Genomic DNA, 397 nt, shown 5'->3' with positions numbered 1-397 from the left:
TCAAGAGCTCCTATCTGGACTTTCACCCTCTGCTTCTTCTTTTCCCTCCTAAACCTGTCAAACAACCCCATTTTCACCACCTCACAGGGTTTTGGGAACGCGATATTCAATGCTAAACGTGTATTCGCAATCTATCGAGAATTTACCCTTCCCGCGCCGGGCTTTTCTGATTCTAAACAGCTCCTCGAGGGAGCGGGGCTTCCTGCCGTTATCAAAGCGCTCGTCAAGAATCTCTTCGAGAAGCTCTGCATCTTTCTCCGAGGCCAGCCTGCCCACTATGCCGATGTGGGTCGCTCCCCTAACGAGGTCCTTGCTCAGGCCCGAGAGGTATTGGGTGCCAGAAACCAGGGAGATCTCCAGGGAGCGGCCTTCTCGGTAGATCGGAAGAGCGTCGGGT

At 53.9% G+C, this 397-nt stretch carries 1 pseudogene; it reads right to left on the bottom strand.

Features of this window, described 5'->3' with window-relative positions:
- Window positions 1-81: 81 nt before the first annotated feature.
- Window positions 82-397, bottom strand: a pseudogene (locus E3E28_RS10990) (ATPase); the annotation flags it as partial.

This window comes from Thermococcus sp. 21S9 (assembly GCF_012027635.1).
GTDB lineage: Archaea > Methanobacteriota_B > Thermococci > Thermococcales > Thermococcaceae > Thermococcus.
Note: the sequence above shows the minus strand (reverse complement) of the source record. Positions and strands in the feature narration are given on the sequence as shown.